Origin of the sequence: Lapidilactobacillus dextrinicus DSM 20335 (assembly GCF_001436095.1) — a bacterium.
Lineage (GTDB): Bacteria > Bacillota > Bacilli > Lactobacillales > Lactobacillaceae > Lapidilactobacillus > Lapidilactobacillus dextrinicus.
The window spans coordinates 1-15,732 of sequence record NZ_AYYK01000025.1; the positions used below are offsets into that span (position 1 = coordinate 1).

The 15,732-nt window shown below is 33.5% G+C and carries 14 protein-coding genes; all 14 read right to left on the reverse strand.

What is annotated here, in order from left to right; translation table 11 throughout:
• Positions 1-313: 313 nt before the first annotated feature.
• Positions 314-1,711, reverse strand: coding sequence for an O-antigen ligase family protein (locus tag FC84_RS08265; protein ID WP_057757705.1), 1,398 nt, complete (start codon positions 1,709-1,711; stop codon positions 314-316).
• Entirely contained in the window at positions 1,704-2,855 is a 1,152-nt protein-coding gene (locus tag FC84_RS08270) for a glycosyltransferase (protein WP_057757708.1), read from the reverse strand. The genes FC84_RS08265 and FC84_RS08270 overlap by 8 nt, the downstream gene beginning before the upstream one ends.
• A complete protein-coding gene (locus FC84_RS08275) occupies positions 2,852-4,402 on the reverse strand; it encodes a lipopolysaccharide biosynthesis protein (RefSeq protein WP_057757711.1) in 1,551 nt (516 codons plus the stop codon). Before FC84_RS08275 ends, FC84_RS08270 begins: the two co-directional genes overlap by 4 nt.
• A 243-nt stretch (positions 4,403-4,645) precedes the next feature.
• Positions 4,646-5,623, reverse strand: coding sequence for a glycosyltransferase family 2 protein (locus tag FC84_RS08280; protein ID WP_057757714.1), 978 nt, complete (start codon positions 5,621-5,623; stop codon positions 4,646-4,648).
• Positions 5,616-6,680: an NAD-dependent epimerase/dehydratase family protein gene (locus FC84_RS08285; protein WP_057757717.1), complete on the reverse strand. Its 1,065-nt coding sequence runs from the start codon at positions 6,678-6,680 to the stop codon at positions 5,616-5,618. Before FC84_RS08285 ends, FC84_RS08280 begins: the two co-directional genes overlap by 8 nt.
• 10 nt (positions 6,681-6,690) lie before the next feature.
• On the reverse strand, positions 6,691-7,392 hold the full coding sequence (locus tag FC84_RS08290) for an IspD/TarI family cytidylyltransferase (RefSeq protein ID WP_057757720.1): 702 nt from the start codon (positions 7,390-7,392) through the stop codon (positions 6,691-6,693).
• On the reverse strand, positions 7,393-8,262 hold the full coding sequence (locus tag FC84_RS08295) for a LicD family protein (protein WP_057757723.1): 870 nt from the start codon (positions 8,260-8,262) through the stop codon (positions 7,393-7,395). It lies immediately after the preceding gene.
• 14 nt (positions 8,263-8,276) lie between these two features.
• Entirely contained in the window at positions 8,277-9,098 is an 822-nt protein-coding gene (locus tag FC84_RS08300; protein ID WP_057757728.1) for a glycosyltransferase, read from the reverse strand.
• 19 nt (positions 9,099-9,117) lie between these two features.
• Positions 9,118-10,515 carry a sugar transferase gene (locus FC84_RS08305; RefSeq protein WP_057757731.1) on the reverse strand — a complete coding sequence of 466 codons (1,398 nt, stop codon included), beginning with the start codon at positions 10,513-10,515 and terminating at the stop codon, positions 9,118-9,120.
• Between the two features lie 231 nt (positions 10,516-10,746).
• Positions 10,747-11,319, reverse strand: coding sequence for a GNAT family N-acetyltransferase (locus FC84_RS08310; RefSeq protein WP_057757734.1), 573 nt, complete (start codon positions 11,317-11,319; stop codon positions 10,747-10,749).
• Positions 11,320-11,440: 121 nt separating this feature from the next.
• Positions 11,441-12,370, reverse strand: a complete 930-nt coding sequence (gene cysK, locus FC84_RS08315; RefSeq protein ID WP_057757737.1) for a cysteine synthase A — start codon at positions 12,368-12,370, stop codon at positions 11,441-11,443.
• Positions 12,371-12,395: 25 nt separating this feature from the next.
• Entirely contained in the window at positions 12,396-13,199 is an 804-nt protein-coding gene (locus FC84_RS08320; protein ID WP_057757740.1) for a homoserine O-acetyltransferase/O-succinyltransferase family protein, read from the reverse strand.
• 199 nt (positions 13,200-13,398) lie between these two features.
• Positions 13,399-14,772 (reverse strand): aldehyde dehydrogenase family protein, encoded by a 1,374-nt coding sequence (locus FC84_RS08325; protein WP_057757743.1) that lies wholly within the window; start codon positions 14,770-14,772, stop codon positions 13,399-13,401.
• Positions 14,773-14,782: 10 nt separating this feature from the next.
• Entirely contained in the window at positions 14,783-15,694 is a 912-nt protein-coding gene (locus FC84_RS08330) for a DUF3737 family protein (RefSeq protein WP_057757746.1), read from the reverse strand.
• Positions 15,695-15,732 lie beyond the last annotated feature (38 nt).

Below are 15,732 nucleotides of genomic sequence, written 5' to 3' on the forward strand. Positions count from 1 at the left end.
TCCGAATAAATTTTACTTTTTTCGAAAGTGCTTTTATATATCTGTATCAAATTATAGCTTCAGTTCCATATTCACTTGCGTTATTTGCTGCGTCAACCACTTCATAATTTACATAGAAAAATGTTAATAAAATACTCATTATTGTAAAAAGTTTAGTTTCAAACTTCATCTACTTTTATCCCCCGAAGTTTCAAATGTCAGTTTTAAATATACTACTGCTTAAATTCAGCTAAAATATTAATACCTTACAAAGGTTAACTCAATCTTTTTTAAACTATAGACTGTAAAACGTAAATTGATAAAAGTATATTTATTAATATTCAATGAAACTATTTAATTTCTTTTTAGGAGAATGTGAAACTAAATATCCCAAAAACAACCAAAATAAAAATGAGCATACATCATTAGTGAAAAATATTACATTAACTAAAAAACTAAAACCAGTTAAAATAACAACTGATAAAAAATACAAATATTCTATTCTATGAGATACAGATAGACTAAATATTCCCTTTGAAAAAACCTGTTTAATTTTGCGTATAGCGAAGCTAATACAAGTTATTAATCCAGTAATACCAGTTGAAGTGAGTACATCAATCCACGCATTATGAGTCTTAAAACCTCTAGTTGCAATAAATCCGTTTGGAAAAGCATCTTTAGCATACAGTATCATATTACGAGGCGAGACACCGAACAACCACCGGCTCTCAAACAACTGAAATGCACTTTTCCAAATTGAAAATCTTAAATTCGAAATATCAGTACTCTGAGCAACATCATGCCTTGTTAAGGACACTTCATCAACAATTTTTTGTTTTGGAGTATTTGTAGAATCCTTAAATATTGCAAATAATTCAGGCACTCTTTGTAAATAATTTTTTAAAACTTCAATAATAAAATTTAAGCCAATAACAACTACTATTGCCGCAAGTAATGAGATCAACCATCGAAGAATTACATTTCGCTTTTGTAATTGTTTTATATTTAAAGTAAATAAAAATGTACAAATTGCCGCTGCAATCATTCCAAGCAATACTGCTGACCTAGAACCTGTTAATATAATCAAAATCATTTGTATAACAATATTAATCCATAAAAAAATACGATTTAAAATCAATGTCCGATTAATGAGACAGTACAAGCTAACAAGAACAACAATTAGGGCAATAACACCACCAAAATTGGGATCACCGTACAATCCAAATAAACGTGACTCTAAAAATCCAATTCGTACTCTTGTATTTAGATCCCCAGGCCTAAAATAACTATACTGAAATAGATACATTGCTAAAGAAAATAGTGATATCAAAAAGTAAGCATAAACTAAAGTTTTTAATATAATATTATAAAAATTCTTAGAAAGGCCTTCGTTACTACTAAATGCATATATAATTAAAAAATAAATTGCCGACCAAATAATTGTTTTAATATTATTAGTAATTCCATATTTAAAATTCAATAAACTAGTTAGGAACATAATTATTAAAAATAATATTAAAAAAAGATCATATGAAATAACTGATTTGTTTCTTAATTGTTGAAAAAAGTTATATAAAATAATAACCGCTCCGAAAATTGCCAGCATCATAAAAGCTATTGAATCAATAACTGATGGTAATAAGCTGTACACATTAATTGAACGTAAAATCAAAAAAGAAAATAATGCATATAAATATATTTCTACTAATTTATTTCCACTAACCTTATTCAATGTAATCTGGTCTCCCTTGACTTATTGTTTCTTGTAACACTTTCTCCCAAATATCCATTATATGAGGAGTTTTAAAGTCTGAAAAACGTTGTAATGATTTTTTTTGAAAAAATAAACGTTGCTCAAAACTATTAATTAAGGTATTAATCTCTTGACTCATTTTATCGATATTTCCAACAGCTACTAATTTACCATAATTTCCATTAGATAATATTTCCTGTGCACCACTGTGATTAAAGCTTACAATAGGTAATCCAAAAGATAATGCTTCAATCATTACAAGCGGTAACGCTTCAGTTCTTGATGTTGAAATAAATATCGAACTATTTTGATAATGTTTTATCAGTTCCCGCCCTATTTTTGGTCCAACAAAGACAATTTTATCTTCAACTTGATATTTAATAATCAAATTATTTAGAGCATCAATTTCCTTCTCTGTACCCTGTCCAGCGACATGTATTTTCCAAGGATCCGGCAATTGCTGAGCAACTTGACATAAGTAGTCTAATCCTTTCACTTGAACATTCAGTCGTGCGGTAAAAGATATCACTGGATTTTTTAGGCTCGATATGCCATGTTCTGGTAGAGAAATAGGATTATAGATTAACTGTGTTTCACTATATTGATGGTAGTACTGTACAGATTCTTTAGATAAACATATGATCTTGTCAGAACACTTTAGAGATTCAATAAAATACTTACGGTAATTACGAGTTACATTTTTACAGTAATCTACAGATTCATGTAACCAACTTAATATTTTAAGATTCGGATTATTGCGTTTTAACGACTTTGCAAATAAGGATACAGACTGATATGAGTTAAGAACTACAACATCAATTTTATTATTCTTGATTAAATTGTTAATTTTATGAATTTCTTGCGCAACATATTTTTCAGGATTAAAACTCCCTCTCAATATATAAGAAATACCTTTTAAAGTTTTTTGACATGCTAAAGAAATTTTCGAATGTTTAATTCCGACATAATAATAATTCTTAATCGGGTAGATTTCTGAGGACTTATCTTTTTCATAAGCAATATAAATTACTGAATCTTTTTTCTCAAGTTCCTTACCGACGGTTGCCGCGACAATATTAGATCCTCCAAATCCATATTGTGGGGAAATAATTGCTATTTTCATCTTGTAGTCCACCTTCTAGCTAAGCCCTTCAAAATATCTCTTAAATATTTAAATTCATCTCGTTTATGATATAAAAGCAAATAAATACATCCAGAAAACATTACAGTGCTCATTCCAATTAATAATAATTGTAAAATTCCATCAACCTTAACAGACTGAATTAAAAAGGTAACAAAAAGATAGACAGCAATTGACGATATAATTAATTGAAAAAGACTCTGCATAAATAATTTTATAAATTCAATGAAATTTTTCCCTAATGCATATTTATATATCACAAATGCTTCATACCATATTACAAAACCTAACGAGGACGCAATGGTTCCAATCAAGACTCCATTAATCCCCAACTTAAATACACCCAGTAACACTAATGATACGCTTAAGTTTATAATTGCTTCTATTATAGGTTTTTTTCTTTGATACCAAAAAAGCCCATAAGATTCGATGAAAGCAAAACTTGTATTTCGATAAACTTGAATTGCATAGTTAAAAACAATCAGTACTACAGTAGATAGTGGTAAGGTAAATCTTCCCCCAATCCACCAAGATATAAATGGATTGATCATTGTAAGTAGTAATATAGCAGAAAAGAATATCAACGTGTGATTAATAAAAAAATGACGATGAAATAATCGGTTACCAGCATCTCTATCACTAGTTATTGCATAATTACCAATACTTGCCGTAATAGAATTTGTCACTTGTTTACATAAATTTTGTACACTATTAATAATTAGAGTATAGTTTGAGTAGATACCCACTGCTGATAAATTTAAAAATAACGAAATTAATATGTTATCAGTTCCCATAACAATAACTCCGCCAACTTTAGAAGAAAAATTTCCAATTACATTTCTCTTTATTTCAGTTACAGTATCCGCATCTAATTTAACAATATTTTTTTCTGATAAGTATGGATAATTTTTATCAACAATTTTGGATATAACGATATTACTAATAATCGTAAATATAATTTGAATGAGTAAATATATCACAAAGTTTGATGTCAAAATTAAGAAAATGATTTGAATTATATTGCTTATCACTAAAAAGATAAAGTCATTTAATGAAACTATATATGCTCGTTGGTCAGCGGATATTAAAGATCTTTTATAAGTAAAAAAGTAACTGACAACTGAGTTAAGTAAAAATAAAATATAAATTAAATATAAATTAGGAAAATGTGCATGATTATTAATGATAAGATTTAAGAAAGGAACAACCATTAGGCCAACTATACCAATCAATATTCCAATTATTTCATATGCCTTTTTGTATAGTATCATTAATGATTTAATTTTCTCGTGATCGTTGTTAAGTAGTGGTTTATAAAGTGAAAATATAATTGATGTTCCAATTCCTAACTCTGCAACAGATAATAAACTTAAAATATTGGTAAAAAGACCATTTAAACCTAGATATTCATTTCCAAGATATTTAATAAAAAAACTTCTGGCGATAAATTGAAGTACCAATCTAAAAATATAAATCGCTGTTGAAATACCAGAATTCATGAATGAATATTCTAGTCTACTTTTCTTCATACTAACTCCTTAATAATTATTTCGTCATCTAAATTTATTCAACGTATATGAATTTTTCATTAATCAAATTTTTATACATAAAAGCAAACCAATATAATATAAATCCACTAAAACAACGTCAAATTTTCAACCATTACAATTATATATTCTAATCGTTTTAATTAGACAACAAAATACAAGATTACAATATATAAGTATATTTTTGTCTATCTAAGATTTCTTTCCTATACTTTTCGCTCCCAACTACTTATTTGACTTTGTTATAAAACTGCTTTGAAGTTGCACAAAAAATTTATAACATTTAATATTAAACATTAATCCTGTTAAGGCAACTTTCCGACTCTTTGTAAAAATAGGATTTTTCAAAATAAATTTATAGTTATGTCGTAAATAGCAAATAATCTCACGAGTTTCTGGAACTTCATTTTCCATATTACTTTTAACGATTTTATCTAACACTAAAAAATTAGCAAAGCACACACGTTGATGAGCGGCAATATCCAAATCTTTTGTTCTACTCTGGACCTTAATTTCGTTATTCTCCCATGCCGTAATATATGCTAAATGTTTCCGTGAAAAAGACTGACTAGTTATACTATCATCACGATGATAATAATAATATTTTTGCGTAGAATCAATGACAACTTTCCTACATTTATCTAGTATATCGACAATAATAATGGAATCTTCATGATAATTACCAACCGAATACCTTAAACTATTAAAAATTTTTCGCTTGTATAATTTATTAACAGCATGATCAGAAATTACGTTACCGTGGAAAATAATTTCAAGTGCACGATTTGCATCAACAACCAAGTAAATATTTTTCTTTTTCTTAGGTTGTTTCCCCTCATATACATGATAAATACCACAAATAGCTAAATCAGCGTTTTCTTTAGTAATGTCTCGATATAGTAACTCATACATATCAGGCGCAATATAATCATCGCTATCAACAAATCCAAGATACTCACCTTGTGCAACATCAATACCAGCATTTCTTGCGTCACTCAAACCACCATTCTTTTTATGAATAACTTTGACACGCACATCTTGCTTGGCATATTGATCACACATCTCTGGACCACGATCTGTTGAACCGTCGTCTACCAAGATTAGTTCAAAATCAGTAAACGTTTGTACTAAAATCGAGTTAACACATTTTTCAAGATATTTTTCAACTTGATAAACAGGAACAATTATACTTATTTTAGGCATTCTCTTTTAATTCATCCTTTAAAATCTGAACTGTATGGTCTAACGCAGTTGATATGTCAAAAATTGACCGCCAACCTAATTGATTAAGCTTCTTCGTATCTAAAATGGCTGTTGTTGCTTTAGAAAATCCAGCAGCTTCAGTAGCATCAGGTAAATCAAAAACAACTTGTTTGTCATTCATTGCTGCTAACTCACCAGCCAAATCTTTTAGATGCAAATCAAATTGCTCACTACCAATGTTATAAGCAGCTCCATTCTCACCCTTAACTAGAATAAATAGCAATGCTGATACAATATCAGCAACATAACCATATGAATAATATTGCGTGCCCTCACTTTTTAAAACAATATCTTCATTATGAACAGCTTTTAAAATGAACTGTGATGAGGCTTTAGAATCGTCTAATTTCATTGTTGGCCCAAAAGTACGGCAAATTCTTGGTATAACAACATCTAACCCATATTTAGCAATATAGGCTTGACATAAGGACTCACTAACCCGTTTACCTTCAGGATAACCGGCACGTAACGTATTGCAATCAATATAACCACAATAATTTTCACTAAACTTATCGATATCGCCACGATTTTCACCATAGATCTCAACACTAGACAAGAATAGAACGCGTTTAGTTTTAACCTTGGCTGCGTGTTCCAACACTTGTTCAGTACCCTTAAGGTTAGTCATGATTGTGCCAATTGGATCAGTAGCATAAGCACGTGGGTGAGTATTGCTAGCACCGTGAAAAATATAATCCACTTGTAAATTATCTGGTAACGGTTGGGTGACATCAGCAACCACTAACTGAAAATTATTATCATTCAAATAACTTCCAAAGCGATCTTTTAAGTGCTGCTCGCTGCGACCCATTGCATAAACTTGGATCGGTGTGTCAGTTAGTTGATTTCGTTGCATCAATACATCAACTAGAAAAGAACCAATCATTCCCGAAGCACCAATAATCAAAAAAGAATGGCCATCAATCTGAGACCAATCTTTTTGAGCATTAATAACTCGTTGTAAATCGGAACGATAAATATCATTATCAATTAACATTGAGCATCGCCTATTCTTTCATCTTAAGGTATGCCTTGAACAAGGCTAAGTCATCTGTATTCGTTAATTTAATATTCTTATCTGAACCTGCAGCAAAGTGTAATGTTTCGCCTAGATCAACCATCATCGTATTGGTATAAGAAGAATCAGTCATCCCAACATTATCGGCAATGGCCTTATTATAGCCCCATAACAAACGACCATATTTATATGCTTGCGGTGTCCCTACACGACGTAAAATCGTTCGATCGATATATTGTTGGGTTGTATCTTCAGTCTTCTTAACAAAAATCTGTTCATTGTAAGGTAATGAAGTTACGGCGTTACCATATTGTTCACATTTAACAATCACGTCAGATAAAACTAATTCATCAACTAATGGACGAATACCATCGTGAATAATAACAGTTTCATCATCGTCACAGTAATCTTTTAAGAATTGAACACCATTGTTAATAGATTCTTGGCCTTTGCTCCCACCGGCAATCACCCATTTCACTTTAGAAATATTATATTCTTTGATGTAAGCCCACATGGTATCAATCCAGCCCTCTTTACAAACGACTAAAATTTGATCAACCTTAGGATGTTTTTGAAACGATTCCAATGTATAGATGATTACTGGTTTTTCATTGACGAGAATAAATTGCTTAGGAATATCCATCCCCATACGTTTACCAACACCGCCGGCGATAATTAATGCTGTTGCCATTTACTTTTCCTCTTTTCTTAAGTAATAACGTCCCCGATATTCTTGATAAGAATGATTCGGGTCAATAAATACTGCATCATGATGTGGAACTTGATCTTTTACTTCAGGACGTTGCATATAATTACCAAAAACTTGATTTAAATAATGATCATAGCCAATTGGTAATGGTAATTCCGTATCTTCAAACGTTAATTCGACAGCGCTAGCAAAATCAGAGCGTTTGTATAAATTTCCCATATACTTCGGACCAACACATAGCTCTGTAACCAGCGACGAATCAGTTTTATTATACTTAGTCATCTGACGCTCCGCAAATCGCCAAACTTTGTAACGACTTGATTTGCTTCTAAATAAACCTAGCAAAAAACGACTACCAATTGAAATCAAACCACCATGGGATTCAGGAACAACTTGTTCACAAAACAAAGCATAGATTAAAGCCCAAAACTTTTGGATTTTTTGTTTACTTACTGATTCTGGTGCAATGTCCAGTGGAAAAATATCAACCGTAATTCCATGAACGATATCAAGATCTTGTTGGTAAGTCTTAATGAAGGTTGTCTCACGATCACGAATTGTCATGAAATTATTGTGATTAACAAAATGTTCCGCGGCTTTTTCCACAACATATTCATGAACTGGCGGATTTTTTTGCCAAAGTTGATAAAACTTTTCATAATCAGCTCTAGGCATGAAAAAATCCAAGTCATCATCCCAGGGAACAAAGCCCTTCTCACGGACAGCCCCAATTGCGCCACCACCACAAAGACAGCAAAGTAAATCGTGTTGCTTACAAAAGGAGGCAATGGAACTAGCTATTCGCAAAGTTCTTTTTTGTACCTTATATAACTGTTTATCTTGACTATACAAATCGATCGCTCCTACTAATTTCTCAACTTTGTTTCGTAGAACCATTGACGTAATTTATTTGGCAAGAGACTGATAATAATGTGAACACTTTCAACAAAAATAAAGTCAACAGGTGTACTCAACCCAGCACGACAAATATAATATCGTCCTCGAACGCCATCTTTTAAATATTTCCACCCACCACGACGTCGATACATATTAGTACCTGTACGTGCAAAAACTAAATTTTTAGGTATATTATAAGATTTATTTCCGCTCTTTAGCATTCGCGCCCATAAATAATAGTCCTCAAATCCATTCATCGTAAGATAATTGCCGGCATCAATAACCCGACTCTTCTTAAACATAACAGACATATGATTAAACGGATTGCGTTTTCGTGAATAGTAACGAATTTCCTCATTAGTTTCTGGAACATTTCGATGTCCTAATACATTATCGATTGAACCGGTAAACTCGGTGATATTACCACCACAAATTGATAAATTAGAATCGTCAATAAATTGCTGGACCTGCATTTTAAGCCTTGAGGTAACCATAATGTCATCAGTATCCATTCGTGCGATAAGTTCATTTTTGCAAGCATTAACACCAATTGCTAGTGAAATACCAAGTCCCTTATTGCTTTTTTGAGGTAAAATTCGAAACAAATCAGGCTTTTTAAGCATAAAATCATTGAGCACATTCTGTAAATCTGCTGTAATGGGACCGTCTAATATAATAACAATTTCTTGTGGTAATAAGGTCTGGGACAAAATACTATTGAGCGATTCACGAAGAAATTTAGGATTTTCTTTTTTGTATAGCGACATTAAAACGCTAATATTAGTATTCATGCCTATTGCTCGTCTCCGATCACATTAAATGTTTTATATGTCGTTCTTCAACAATCTCATGTACTTTTTTCATTTCTGGCTCATCGTCATCTTCCAAACCTTGAGAAGAAACTTTATCAAATAAAATCTTGATGGTCTGTAATAAAATTTTCGCATCAAGCATCAAGCTATAAGTCTTGATATATAAAAGATCAAATTTCAATTTACTATGGTAATCAGAAGCATACTTACCATAAACTTGGGCATAGCCCGTAATCCCAGCACGAACATTATGACGTAAATAATAATGCGGCTCTTCTTCATTAAATTGATCAACGAAGAATGGACGTTCTGGACGAGGTCCAACAATTGACATATCACCCTTTAGAACATTAAAAATTTGTGGCAATTCATCCAACCGCACCTTACGCAAATACTTACCAACTGGTGTAATTCGCGAATCATTAGCTTGAGCTAACATAGGGCCGGATTTAGCTTCTGCATTGGCTGTCATTGTTCTAAATTTATAAATATGGAATTCTTTTTGGTTCATAGTAATTCGTGTTTGTTTGTAAATAATGGGACCTGGAGATGTCAATTTAACCAATAAAGCTGTAATTAACATAAATGGCGAAGCAAGGACCAACATAATTAAACCGACAACAATATCAAAGAAACGTTTAAAGAAAGCATTTTCAGGTGAAATACGGAATTTACTTAATTCCATTACACTTTCATCTTCAAAATTCATCATATTTGGACGTAACATTAATAAATTATCAAAGGTCGAAGGAACGAAGATTTCTTTTTCTTTCTTAATTGCTAAGTCAACAATTTGCCGACGGTCAGCATCGCTAACTCCTTTAGTAATATAAACAATATCCACATCTTCTAGAATTTGTTTAACATTCTCAACAAAATGGGCCGTGATAACATGCGTGATCTTATGTTTGTTATTTTTACTAGAATCAAAGTTTTGTACAACGGCTGGTAGTTCTTCGCTATGAGCGACAACCGCTACCCGCCGATCATTAGTAAAATGCAAATACAGATAAAAAATAAGCACGCGCCATACGCCTAAAATAACAACACTCGTAATAAACGAATAAATTAGAACAGAACGTGGAAAAGCAAAATAACGTCCAATAAAGGAAATAATGGTAATTCCCAATATCGTTAATATTTGGCCAAGCACTGTAATAAATAAAATATCGCTAACTCGGCGGTTATAGTATATATAAGCTCCTAATAAGAAATTAACTAAGAGAAACAGCAAGGAAATTACGACTGCTGATTGTTCATATGTAACAAAATTACGTTCTGGAATCATATGCCCAAATTTCCAAACAAATGCTAACAGAATACTAGCGTTAAATAAAACGACATCCATTGCAACTGTGACAAATCGCTTTAAGCCATTCCAATCATTTCTATTCATTTATCTATCAACCCTTAAATATTTATATTTGTGTATAACAACACACGAATAAAAAGTTCTATACTTTAAAAATTATACCATATCTACTTACTAAAGCATTGATGTTAATGGTATCTTAATAAAAACTAATCTCCATTTTACCTTGTTGTCTAAGAATGTTACTAAGATAAAATTACAGTGCCCTTTTTATAAATATTAAAAGAACCCCGACAATGTCGGGGTTCTTTTAAGTTAAATAAAATGTTCGGCATGTTCCTGCCAGTATCCTTGATAAACAGACGCTTTAGGATCGGCTAAATTTAATTGGTACATTTTAAAGAGGACTGGAATATCTTTAGGTTGCCATTGTTCCTGATAAGAATATTGATAAGTCATACCTATTTTAGCCAGCACTTTACCGCTACTTAAATTATGAGCATCATAAGTCGCCGTCACAAAAGGGACGCCTGCTGATTTCAAAAATGGTAAAATACTTTCAGCAGCTTCGGTCACAATGCCTAAATTCCAAAATTCCTGACGCAATCCGTAGCCAAGATCATGCGAATCAGTGCCAGCAACATTAATAAAACCTACCGGAATATCATGGCCTTCAATACAAATAGCCCAATAGTACGCTTGACCTTCATCTTGATAGGCAGGCAAAATGTGTTCTTCGTAAAAAGTTTCGGTATCTGTTAAAGTTGTCACTGGAAACCATGGTAAATATTGATTGACTTTTTTATCTGATAAAATTGTTAGTAAAGCATTCATGTCAGTTCGATCATGACGAAACTGACGTAAAATTAAGCGATTAGTTTTAATCATGGTATCCTCCTAAAGTGATACATATAACAATTTTACCAATTATTAGAAGGAATTACCTATGATATGCTTATAAAAAGTTAATTTATCTCGGTTTAATTAAAGTTAATTTATCTCGGTTTAATTAATGATTAAAATCAAACAATGCAGTTGATAAATATCGCTCACCGTTGTCTGGAACAATCGTCACAACGGAATGTCCTGAACCTAGCTGTTTAGCAATTTCAATTGCACCGTAAATATTAGCTCCTGCCGAAATTCCTGGTAAAAAGCCTGCCGTACGACTGACCTTTTGCGCCATTGATAAAGCATCAGCGCTTTTGACTTCAATAACATCATTATACAACGTCGTATCAAGCACTTGCGGTACAAAGCCGGCACTAATCCCCTGAATTTGATGCTTGCCACCATGACCTTCTTTTAACATTGGTGACTCTGCTGCTTCAAGCGCGTAAAGTTTCACCTCTGAATTCACCTTGCGCAAAGCTCGGCCAACACCTGTTAATGTTCCACCAGTACCAACACCCGCAATAAAAGCGTCAGGTGTCTGACCATTAAAGGCCGTGATAATTTCTGGGCCAGTTGTTAACTCATGAATATCAGGATTAGCGGGATTATCAAATTGCATCGGTAAATAGTAACCTTTTTCTTTTGCTAACGCTTTGGCTCGCTTAATTGCTCCCGGCATTCCTTCTGCTCCTGGTGTTAAAACAAGTTCAGTGCCATAGCCTTGCATAATTTTGCGTCGTTCAACGGACATTGTTTCTGGCATCATAATAATCAAATGATAACCCTTAGCCGCCGCAACTAATGATAGGCCAATACCTGTATTACCAGACGTTGGTTCAACAATCGTCCCGCCAGGTTGAAGCTGTCCAGACTTTTCTGCTGCTTCTATCATTGATAGAGCAATTCTATCTTTAACGGAACCTCCAGGATTATAAAATTCTAGTTTGACATAAACATCGGCAGCCCCCTCCGGTACAACCTTCCGCAATTTCAATAGTGGTGTTTGACCAATTAAGTCTGTAATATTTTGGGCAATCTTAGCCATGATCATCGCTCACTTTCTATGTCGTTTAATTATTTAAATTCTGGGCAACTAAATTAATCCAATTACGATAATAAATCTGTTGTGTCTCTTGCCAACTAAACGGTGTTTGATCAGTCTGAGGATTCCAATCGTTAAGTGGCAATTTATAAAATCGTTCTGGATGAGCTGCGATTTCACGTTGATACTCATCCCTTAAGCCATAACGGTCATACTCTAAATGCGCGAATAAATAATTCTCCTGGCCATTTAGTGACCGCATTGAAAACAATTGCTCATTATCGGTTTGAGCGGTAACCGCTAAATCTGAAATTTTAGCGACTTCTTGATGTTTTAATTCCGCATAACGAGCGTGAGGCGCCAAAAAGCCATCGGCTATCCCGTTTAACAATGGATCTGGAGCTACAATTTGGTTAGGAAAAACACCGAACAGCTTATGTCCATTATTAAAAGTTGCTTTGTTAATACCATAATAATAATTCGCTGCGACCATACCACCCCAACATACAAATAATAAATTAGGGACATTAGCTCGCAAAATTGCTAACAATTCCCTAACTTCCTGAATATAAGTAATGTCAGCAAATTCAATCTGTTCAATCGGCGCACCTGTAATAATAAAAGCATCAAATGTCTTAACTTGTTGCAAATTTAATGGTTGTAATAAAGAGGCAACTTCTTTTGGCACTGGCCGATTTTGGTAATGTAATTTTGGATAGTAATAATTTAAATCAACTGGTATTTGGGCGATCTGCAAAACATGACTAAAGCGATGATTTGTTGCCTCTTTGTCATGCATAACATTTAAAATACCAATCTTTAATGGTCGCACTTTTCACGCCTCCCTCCACGAACTGTCCCCTTATCACCTGAATTATGAGCTAAACTCGTTACTAATATTATATGATGTTGCGAAAACAAGCGCCAAGATTTCACCTTATTGATCGTGAATGAGCCTCAAAAAAGCATTGAAAAATCAGTTTAATTTTTCAACGCTTTTTAAGAATATTTTAGTTTTAACACTGACAAAATTATTTTACGATAATTTTTTGATTAGCAAATCCATAAATTCCTAGATCACTCATTTCCCGACCATAGCCAGAATGTTTCACACCACCAAAAGGAAATTGCGGAACACCAATTGATGGCTGATTAATAAAAACTTGACCGGTAATCATGCGTTGGGCAACGTGTTGTGCGTGTGCAATATCTTGAGAATAGACAGCCCCGGCTAGTCCATAAGAAGTAGCATTAGCAAGTTGAATCGCTTCTTCATCTGAATCCACCAAGTATAATTGCGCAACCGGTCCAAAAAATTCAGTATTAAAAGCTGGGTTTTCTGAGGAAATATTTGTCAATAACATTGGCAAGAAAAAATTAGTTTCAGGCACAGCACCACCAGCAATTAAAACGTGAGCGCCAGCAGAAACGGCTGTCTCGACTTGTTCTTGCAAAATACGTTGAGCGCTTTTAGCTGAAAGTGGTGCCATTGTTGTCAAAGGATCAAGCGGATCACCGATTATTTGGTTCGTGAAGGTTGCTTGTAACCCTTCGACAAAGGCATCAGCAATTTCACGTCGAACAATATAGCGTTTAGCGGAAGTACAAACTTGACCTGCATTACGCAACCGTGAAACAGTTGCACCTTCGACGGCACTTTGGATATCAGCATCACCTAAAACAATTAGCGCATCGCTACCACCTAGTTCTAAGGTGCTCTTTTTTAAATGTTGGCCAGCTGCCGCTGCAATTTGGCGTCCAGCAGCTTCTGATCCAGTCAGTGCCACACCTTGAACACGATCGTCAGCAATGATGTTATTAACTTGTTGGTGATCTAAGAATAAATTTTTAAAGGCGCCATTAGGAATACCTGCCTCGGCTACTAAACTTTCAAATAATGCAGCACAGCCAGCAGTAATACCAGCGTGTTTCAGGATTATAGGGTTACCTAAAATAAAATTCGGCGCAAAAACACGCATAACCTGTGTATAAGGAAAATTCCAAGGCTCAACAGCTAAAACAATACCTGTAGCCGTATAAGTTAAATGAGCCTTTAATCCATCTGACTGGTAAGGCTTATCAGTTAAAAATTCAGCTCCATGATCAGCAAAATAATGAGCAATATTGGCCGCCGCAGCAACTTCGTTTTGGCCTTCAACGAAACGTTTCCCCATGCTATGAGCCGCTACTGTTGCCAGTTCATCTTGGCGTTTCAAAAAAACCGTTGCTAATTGCTGTAATTGTCTAGCTCGTTCACTAATATCTTGGCCTAACGCTTCTAGATAATAGTCATGCCCATTTTGCAGGGCTAATTGAATTTCCATTGAACTACTTTGTAAAAAAGTTTGATAAATTTCATTAGTAAAGGGATCGCGAACTTCGATTTGTTTTGATGCTGTTGTCATTTACTCACCTCTAACTATTGATGTAGTGCTCAACTACTTTAGAATCATCATCCTCGGTATGATCAGTATATTCACCAATTTCTAAACAAATAATTTTTGTCTGTGATACATCTACTTTAGTCGGATCCATTACCAATTTACCAATAGACTGAGCCCGAACAGTACCGCTCATTATATTTTTAACACTTTCAATGTGGGAATTAATATCAATATCAACGTTGCTACAAAATTCAAATACACGATCGGAATTCATCATTGTACAATTCTTCATCGTCAAATGATCCAAGTAACATAGTCCTTGTTCCGTTTCGATAGTACAATTAATAAATGTAATGTTTTCTGCATGCCATGACAGATATTTACCACTTAGAAATGAATCATAAATAGTCACATTTTTACAATTCCAAAAAGTATCTTTGAACATCATACGTGAATTGTGAACTTCGACATTCTCACAACTATCAAAAGCATATTTACCATCCAAAGTTAAATGATCAACATAAACATTTTTACTATGTTGGCAGAAATAATCACCTTTAACTTGAACATTTTTAATCGTGACATCCTCACAATTCCATAAAGTTTCTTCGCCATCGGAGAAATAAACATTTTCGAGCGTTACATTTTGAGAATTACGAATTTCTTTTGGTGCCATAATAACAGAATCTTTAATGGTTAAGCCATTGTCATACCAAAAGCCAGCGCGAGCCTCTAATTCAACTTTAGAATTAGTCATGACCGTATTAATACTATTCCAAACTGGATATTTGTAAGTAAATGTTGATTCATCAATGCTAACGTTTTCGCTTTCTTTTAATGGTGATTCACCATCAAGAAATACTGCATGTTTAATTGCTACATCATTGGCACCAAATAGTGCACGTTCACCACTAAAGTATTGTTGTTTAATTTCTTTGGTCATCTGAGTTCCTCCATATATTGACGAGCTATCATTTGTTT